Source organism: Nonlabens sp., assembly GCF_965660805.1.
Taxonomy (GTDB): domain Bacteria; phylum Bacteroidota; class Bacteroidia; order Flavobacteriales; family Flavobacteriaceae; genus Nonlabens.
Window position 1 is genome coordinate 65,466 of the sequence record NZ_CBFIBE010000008.1, and the last position, 7,067, is coordinate 72,532.

A 7,067-nucleotide genomic window follows, 5' to 3' on the forward strand; every position below is an offset into this window, starting at 1 on the left:
GGAATAGTGCTGTTCAAAATTTATGACTTTGCCTATAGCATTCTTTCTAGTTCTTTTTACTCACAAACTATTTATAAAAATTCATTTCTTCTACATATTCTTGTACTTTATGGTGCATGAAGTAGCGCAGGTCTTTACCTTCTTTAATAGCTTTACGTATCATGGTAGAAGATATTTCCATGATGGGCGCATCTATTCTAGTCACGCTCTTGTGGTTTAATAAGTCCTCGGGAATGGTGCCTTTTGAAATTCTAGGATAAACGATAATATGGTACTCTTCTAGAAGGACCTGGTAGTTTTTCCATTTATGAAGACTTTTCAGATTATCCTCGCCCATAATGAGTGTAAATTCATTATCTGGATATTTCTCTGTCAGGTGTGCTAGTGTGTTTACAGTATAATTAGGTTGAGGTAAATGGAACTCTACACTACTATCTTTAATTTTTAAATAATCTTCAGTTGCAATATGAACCATATGCAAGCGCTGGTAATCATTTAGTAATGAGGACTTTTTTTTATGTGGATTATGTGGTGTTACCACCATCCAGATTTCATCTAGGTTACTGTTTTCTATTAAATAGTTTGCAATAGCAAGATGACCTATGTGCACAGGATTAAATGTGCCAAAATATAGCCCTATGTTATTCCTCTTCATGTACACCTATTCTTTTATGAATAAAACCTCGCACGGCATCTTCAGCTTGTTTCTTAGCAGTTTCCAGGTCGTCGTTTTTAATAATGAGATCAAATTGTGGAGCCGTAGCCATTTCAGTACTCGCTTTTGCGACACGCATGGCTATTTTTTCTGGAGTTTCTGTTTTGCGGTTTTTGAGTCGTTTTTGTAACTCGTTTATTGATGGTGGTTTTACAAAAATAGAGATACAGCGCTCTGGGAATTTATTTTTTAATCTTAATCCACCTACTACGTCTATATCAAAAATGACATTTTTCCCTTCGCTCCAGAGTCGTTCCACTTCACTTTTTAAAGTTCCATAAAACTGGTCTTTATAGACCTCTTCAAATTCAATAAAATCGTTTGCTCTTATGCGGTTTTTGAATTCAGGTATGCCTAAAAAATAGTAATGCACACCGTCTATTTCTCCTTCACGAGCCTCACGGGATGCGGCTGATATGGAGAAGGCTAAATTAAGATCTTTAATTCCTAATAGATGTCTAACTAGTGTGGTTTTTCCTGCACCAGATGGCGCACTGAAGACGATAAGTTTAGGTTGCGCGCTCATTATAATACGTTCAGCATTTGTTCTTTTATTTTCTCTAACTCGTCTTTCATTTGAACCACTAATTGTTGCATGATAGCATGATTTGCTTTACTACCTATGGTGTTGATCTCGCGCCCTATTTCTTGACTAATAAAGCCTAGCTTTTTTCCTTGAGACTCCTTAGAATTCATGGTTTCTTTAAAGTAGTCTAAGTGATTTTTTAAACGTACTTTTTCCTCAGTAATATCATATTTCTCAAGATAGAATATAAGCTCTTGTTCAAACCTGTTTTCATCTACCTTTTCCTTGATATCGCTTACTGCTTTCTCTAGTCTAGTGCGTATATCTGATAACCTAGTTAGGTCTACCGCTATTACTTCATTAAGTAAGTTACTAATATTTTCAATTCTTAAAATGAATTCCTTGAAAAGTGTTTCTCCTTCATCTTTACGGTACTGACTCACTGCTTTAAGCGCTTCAATTGCTGTTTTTTCAATAGCACTGAACTCTTCTTTAGAAACGTTTTCTACTTCTGTGGCAAATACATCTGGGAATCTTGAAGCTATTTCAAGTAATTTACCATCTTGAGTACTACCTGGCAGATGAATGCCATTTACAGAACGCAATTGAATAATATAAGATTCGAGCACCTGAGTATTTAATGTAGCAGTATGATCTACACCGGTTTTTTCTACGTGTATTGCAAAATCTACTTTACCACGAGATAAGTGTGCAGCTGCTAGCTGTCTTAATGGTAACTCTTTTTCTTTATAAGCGTTTGATAAACGCATGTTAAGATCTAGATTCTTACTATTAAGAGTCCTTATTTCTACCGTGATTTTTTTTTGGGTAAGTTGTGTGACACTTTTCCCATATCCTGTCATGGATAATACCATACCTATCTATAGTTTAGAACAGCAAAGATAAGTTAAAGTAAAATCAAGGTTCAACTCTGATACTCTAATTTACTACGCAGTCTACTCAAAGATTGCTGTCTTATTCCTAAGAAAGAAGCGACATCTTTAAGAGGTAAGCGGTGAGCTATGTCTTTGTAATTCTCAAGAAATCTTAAATACCTTGTAGTAGCATCTCTAGTGATCATTCTAGATTTCTCATCAAGAAGCTCATTATTATTACGTAACATCATTTTATGAAACGCCGGTGCTAGTCCCGAATATAATTTGTTCATGTATTCAAAATCCTCATACTTAAAAACTAACAATTCTGAGTTTTCAACACAATCTATTTGAATAGATGAAGGTTTTTGCTCTAAAAAACTCATAATAGATGTTATGGTGTTATTCTCAGACACAAACCTTATAGGGTTTAAATTGCCTTTATCATCTATAATACTAGCTTTTAAAATACCTTTTTTAACAAAAAAGATTTTTGTAGCGGTATCTCCTAAATGCAGTATAGTTTCCTTCTTACGAAACTTAGTTGTTTCTAAAAGGCTAAATATCTCTTCTGCGTACTCAATACTAGGCGTGTTTTCATCACTAGTGAGTTCGTGAAGGAATGATGGTAATTCCATGTATAACTTAATTTTACTCTTTTCGGAGATAAAGATCCTACAAAAATTTTAAAATATCTTTCTATTGAGAAGTTTTTTAAATAAAAAACACCTAGATGGCTTGCCATAATGATAATTACCTGTATCCAATTAAAAAATTGTTAGTTTTAACTGTTCCATTTAAGATGACCACAGAGAGATCATTGTTTAACTAGTAAACAATAGTTTACAACTTATATTTAGGTATAATTTTAAGGTGTTTAAACCCTAATCTCTATGGATTAGTTTTATTTTTGAATTGTATTTCTATTATTTGCAGAGCTCATATATTGTTAAATAGTGGATTAAAAACTTAAATTGATTACCTCTAAACGCATCCTTTCTACAAAATTACTCACTCCTGCGCAGTCAGAGTTATTACTAGCCACTGGAATATCTCTAGCCCATTTTAATGTTCTAAAAATTAAAAACTTAGAATTTAATATAAAGAAACAACCGCTAGAACACGTTATCATAAGTAGCTCAAATGCGATTCCTGCTTTATTAGACTACAAGAACTCAGTGAAAAATGTTTATGTAGTAGGTTCTAAAACAGGCTTAAAACTGGAAGAATTAGGTTTTAATGTTGCAGTGATTAAAGAGTATTCTACTGATCTTGCGCAGCATATCATGGATCATTTTAAGCACTTACATTTCACTTTTTTCTGTGGTGCGCAACGTCGTGATGAGTTACCGCAGGCACTTTTATCGACACAAATAAGTTTTGAAGAGGTAAAAGTCTATGAATCTGTGATGGTAGAAAAGTCATTTGATTGTATTTTTGACGCCGTTATGTTCTACAGTCCTCGTGGTGTTCACGCTTTCGCGAAAGCGAATCCACAAAACCTCCATCTTGCTATATGTATAGGAGAAACAACAGCTACAGCGGCTAGAATGTACACACAAAACATAAAAGTAGCCACAAAAGCCACGGTAGAAAACACTATAGTCACCGCTGTAAAAGCATTACTCAATGATTAAAAACGACTTATTTTTAAGAGCACTTAAAGGAGAAACCGTAGAACGCCCACCGGTATGGATGATGAGACAGGCAGGAAGATACTTGCCAGATTTCATGAAGCTAAAGGAAAAATATGACTTCTTTACACGGTGTCAAACTCCAGAACTCGCCACTGAAATTACCGTTATGCCTATTAAACAAATAGGTACAGATGCTGCAATTCTTTTCTCTGACATTCTTGTGATACCACAAGCTATGAACATAGAAGTAGAGATGAAAAATGGTGTAGGGCCATGGTTGCCTAACCCCATAAGAACCGCAGCAGATCTCGATAGAGTAGTAGTTCCAGATGTGGCAGATTCATTAAGTTATGTCATGCAAGCCATAGATCTAACTAAGCAAGAACTCAATGATGAGGTGCCGCTCATAGGATTTGCAGGATCACCATGGACTATATTGTGTTACTGTGTACAAGGTCAAGGAAGTAAAAACTTTGATAAAGCAAAGGAATTTTGTTTCACACAACCAGAAGCGGCGCATGAATTACTACAGCGCATCACAGATACTACCATCGCTTACTTGAAATTAAAAGTAAAACATGGCGTTAATGCGGTACAAGTTTTTGACTCATGGGGTGGTATGTTATCTCCAGTAGATTATCAAGAGTTTTCCTGGAAATATATCCAGCAAATCGTAGATGCGTTAAAACCAGAGACTGAGGTCATCGTTTTTGGGAAAGGATGCTGGTTTGCTCTAGGCGATATGGCAAAAAGTGGCGCTAGCGCACTAGGTGTGGACTGGACTTGTAGTGCACGTAATGCGCGTTACCTCACAGGTGGTAACATTACACTACAAGGTAACTTTGATCCATCGCGTTTATTCTCGCCACCAGCAACGATTAAGAAAATGGTGAAGCAAATGATAGACGAATTTGGTAAAGATAAATTTGTAGCTAACCTAGGGCATGGTATTTTACCTAACATTCCTGTGCCTAATGCTCAGGCATTTGTAGATGCAGTAAAAGAATATTAGACATGTTTAAAAACATCATAAAGGGTCTCAAAGCTTATGCAGATGGGTTTGCACTCATAGGCAAACTTAAGTTGTGGCAATTTTTTATGGTGCCTATGGCGATTAGCTTTTTTGTGGCTGCTATGGTAGTACTCGCAGCTTATGGATTATCAGATAACCTAGCAAATCTTATAGACCGTTTATGGATCTGGGAATGGGGAAAAGAAACTTTTCATGATGTTGCTGTATGGATCAGTGCTATATCCATCATTTTACTAGGATTTATTTTGTACAAACATGCAGTAATGGCATTAAGTGCACCGTTCATGTCTCCAGTATCTGAGCGTATTGAGAAACATTTTTATCCGCAAGCGAGAAATCATGTGCAGCACCGTGATACTACAAACATGGAACAATTATGGCGTGCGGTACGCATTAACTTGCGTAATATTCTGTATGAATTTAGCATTACCATTCCATTATTGCTATTGAGTTTTATTCCTGTAGTAGGAATCTTTTTCACGATTCTTGCCTTTGTGGTTCAGGCCTATTATGCTGGTTTTGGAAATATGGATTACACCTTAGAACGTCATTTTAAATATAGAGATAGTGTCAATTTTGTAAAACGCAATAGAGGTATTGCTATAGGGATAGGTACTATTTTTATGTTGATGCTATTTATTCCTATTCTAGGAGTGATTCTCGTGTTACCATTTTCAGTAACAGCGGCTTCTCGAGCGACACTGGAGGAAATGATTAAAGAAGAGAACCTACAACTACCTGATGGTAAGAATCCACAAATCAATCTTTCATGATGAAGACGCAGTTTTATACATTCATTAAAGAACTTCAAAACACGATTACCTTGAAACTAGAAGAAGTGGACGGTACGGCCACTTTTCAAGAGGACCAGTGGCAGCGTGAAGAAGGCGGCGGCGGTTTTACTAGAGTGATAGAAAATGGAGCTGTATTTGAAAAAGGTGGTGTAAATATTAGTGAAGTTTATGGACCACTGCCGGTAGCGATGCAATCCTATTTTAAAGTAGGTGATGTAGATTTTTATGCTACCGGATTGAGTTTAGTGATTCATCCTGTGAGTCCGCAAGTGCCTACGGTGCATGCTAACTTTAGGTACTTTGAAATGTATGATAAAGATGGTACAGTGGTGGATTCTTGGTTTGGTGGTGGATTAGATTTGACACCTTATTATTTATATCAGGAAGATGCTGTGCATTTTCATCAGGTTTGTAAAACCGTTTGTGACCGTCATGAAGTAGCAGATTATGCTGTTTTTAAAAAGAAATGCGACGAATACTTCCATAATTCACATCGTGGAGAAGCTCGTGGCATAGGTGGTCTTTTTTATGATTATTGTAAAACCAGCGAGCAATTCAGTATGGAAGACTGGCTCGCTTTTCAAATGGATATGGCGACTCATTTTCTAGAAGCCTATGTACCTATTGTAGAAAAAAGAAAATCACTTTCTTATACAGCTGCGCAAAGAGACTGGCAGGAAATACGTCGTGGACGTTATGTAGAATTCAACCTAGTTCATGATAAGGGAACTTTATTTGGTTTAAAGACTAATGGTCGTATCGAGAGTATTTTAATGAGTTTACCAGCACATGTGCAATGGCGTTATGATCATCATCCAGAAGCTGATTCTCCTGAAGAGGAAATGTTAGAGGTTTTGAAGAATCCTAAGGATTGGGTTTAGTTAGTTGTCAGTGGATCAGTTATTAGTTAACTATTAATCGTTACTAATAAGTAGCTAGTCATTAAATACAATGACATGACGTAATTTTTTTCTTTGAATCGAAATATCCAAGAGGACAAAGGTTGTTCCAAGGAGTTGACTATTTAATAAAAGGAAAATTAATTTTAAGTTTACTCCTGATCACTAGCATGCCACTCTGCATAGCTAGTTTCTGTTTCACGCAGTCTTAGAGAAAATAACTCAATATTATCTGGTAGTCGGTTTTTGATTTTATCAGCAAAATCTAGAATCATATTTTCACTAGTAGGTTGATAATTTGCTAGGATGACCTCGTGACCACGATCAGAAAGTTCTCGAGCCAGTTCCACGTGCGGCGTGTTTTTATTAAATACGGTAGCGTGGTCAAATGGGTCTACGATTTCTTCTTTAACGATTTTTTTAAGATCAGTAAAGTCGATCACCATGCCATGCTTTACATTTCCCATATCATCTATGGGCGTCCCGATTACGGTCACCGCTAGTTTATAGCTATGGCCATGCACGTTACGGCATTTACCATCATAACCATATAAGGCATGACCTGTTTCAAAGGTGAACTCTTTAGTA

General features: G+C 36.3%; 9 protein-coding genes. 4 read left to right on the forward strand and 5 right to left on the reverse strand.

Annotated features, from left to right (window positions below):
- Positions 1 to 67 precede the first annotated feature (67 nt).
- The 4 genes from nadD to ACTF48_RS03840 are packed head-to-tail and all read right to left on the reverse strand — an operon-like array spanning position 68 to position 2,754.
- Positions 68 to 655: a nicotinate (nicotinamide) nucleotide adenylyltransferase gene (nadD, locus tag ACTF48_RS03825; RefSeq protein WP_438961815.1), complete on the reverse strand. Its 588-nt coding sequence runs from the start codon at positions 653 to 655 to the stop codon at positions 68 to 70.
- Complete coding sequence (gmk, locus tag ACTF48_RS03830; RefSeq protein ID WP_438961816.1) at positions 642 to 1,241, reverse strand: guanylate kinase; 600 nt, start codon at positions 1,239 to 1,241, stop codon at positions 642 to 644. The genes nadD and gmk overlap by 14 nt, the downstream gene beginning before the upstream one ends.
- On the reverse strand, positions 1,241 to 2,116 hold the full coding sequence (locus ACTF48_RS03835; protein ID WP_438961817.1) for a YicC family protein: 876 nt from the start codon (positions 2,114 to 2,116) through the stop codon (positions 1,241 to 1,243). The genes gmk and ACTF48_RS03835 overlap by 1 nt, the downstream gene beginning before the upstream one ends.
- 50 nt (positions 2,117 to 2,166) lie before the next feature.
- Positions 2,167 to 2,754: a Crp/Fnr family transcriptional regulator gene (locus tag ACTF48_RS03840; RefSeq protein WP_438961818.1), complete on the reverse strand. Its 588-nt coding sequence runs from the start codon at positions 2,752 to 2,754 to the stop codon at positions 2,167 to 2,169.
- Between the two features lie 336 nt (positions 2,755 to 3,090).
- Between ACTF48_RS03840 and ACTF48_RS03845 the strand changes: the two genes are divergently transcribed.
- From ACTF48_RS03845 to hemF, 4 genes are read left to right on the forward strand one after another with little or no spacing between them, the layout of a single operon-like run.
- Positions 3,091 to 3,753: a uroporphyrinogen-III synthase gene (locus ACTF48_RS03845; protein WP_438961819.1), complete on the forward strand. Its 663-nt coding sequence runs from the start codon at positions 3,091 to 3,093 to the stop codon at positions 3,751 to 3,753.
- Complete coding sequence (hemE, locus tag ACTF48_RS03850) at positions 3,746 to 4,765, forward strand: uroporphyrinogen decarboxylase (RefSeq protein WP_438961820.1); 1,020 nt, start codon at positions 3,746 to 3,748, stop codon at positions 4,763 to 4,765. Before ACTF48_RS03845 ends, hemE begins: the two co-directional genes overlap by 8 nt.
- 2 nt (positions 4,766 to 4,767) lie before the next feature.
- A complete protein-coding gene (locus ACTF48_RS03855; RefSeq protein WP_438961821.1) occupies positions 4,768 to 5,559 on the forward strand; it encodes an EI24 domain-containing protein in 792 nt (263 codons plus the stop codon).
- Entirely contained in the window at positions 5,559 to 6,461 is a 903-nt protein-coding gene (gene hemF / locus ACTF48_RS03860) for an oxygen-dependent coproporphyrinogen oxidase (protein WP_438961825.1), read from the forward strand. Before ACTF48_RS03855 ends, hemF begins: the two co-directional genes overlap by 1 nt.
- A gap of 170 nt (positions 6,462 to 6,631) precedes the next feature.
- On the opposite strand, the gene ACTF48_RS03865 is transcribed toward hemF, so the two are convergent.
- Positions 6,632 to 7,067, reverse strand: a 436-nt coding sequence (locus ACTF48_RS03865) for a 6-pyruvoyl trahydropterin synthase family protein (RefSeq protein WP_438961822.1), incomplete at its 5' end; no start/stop codon positions are given.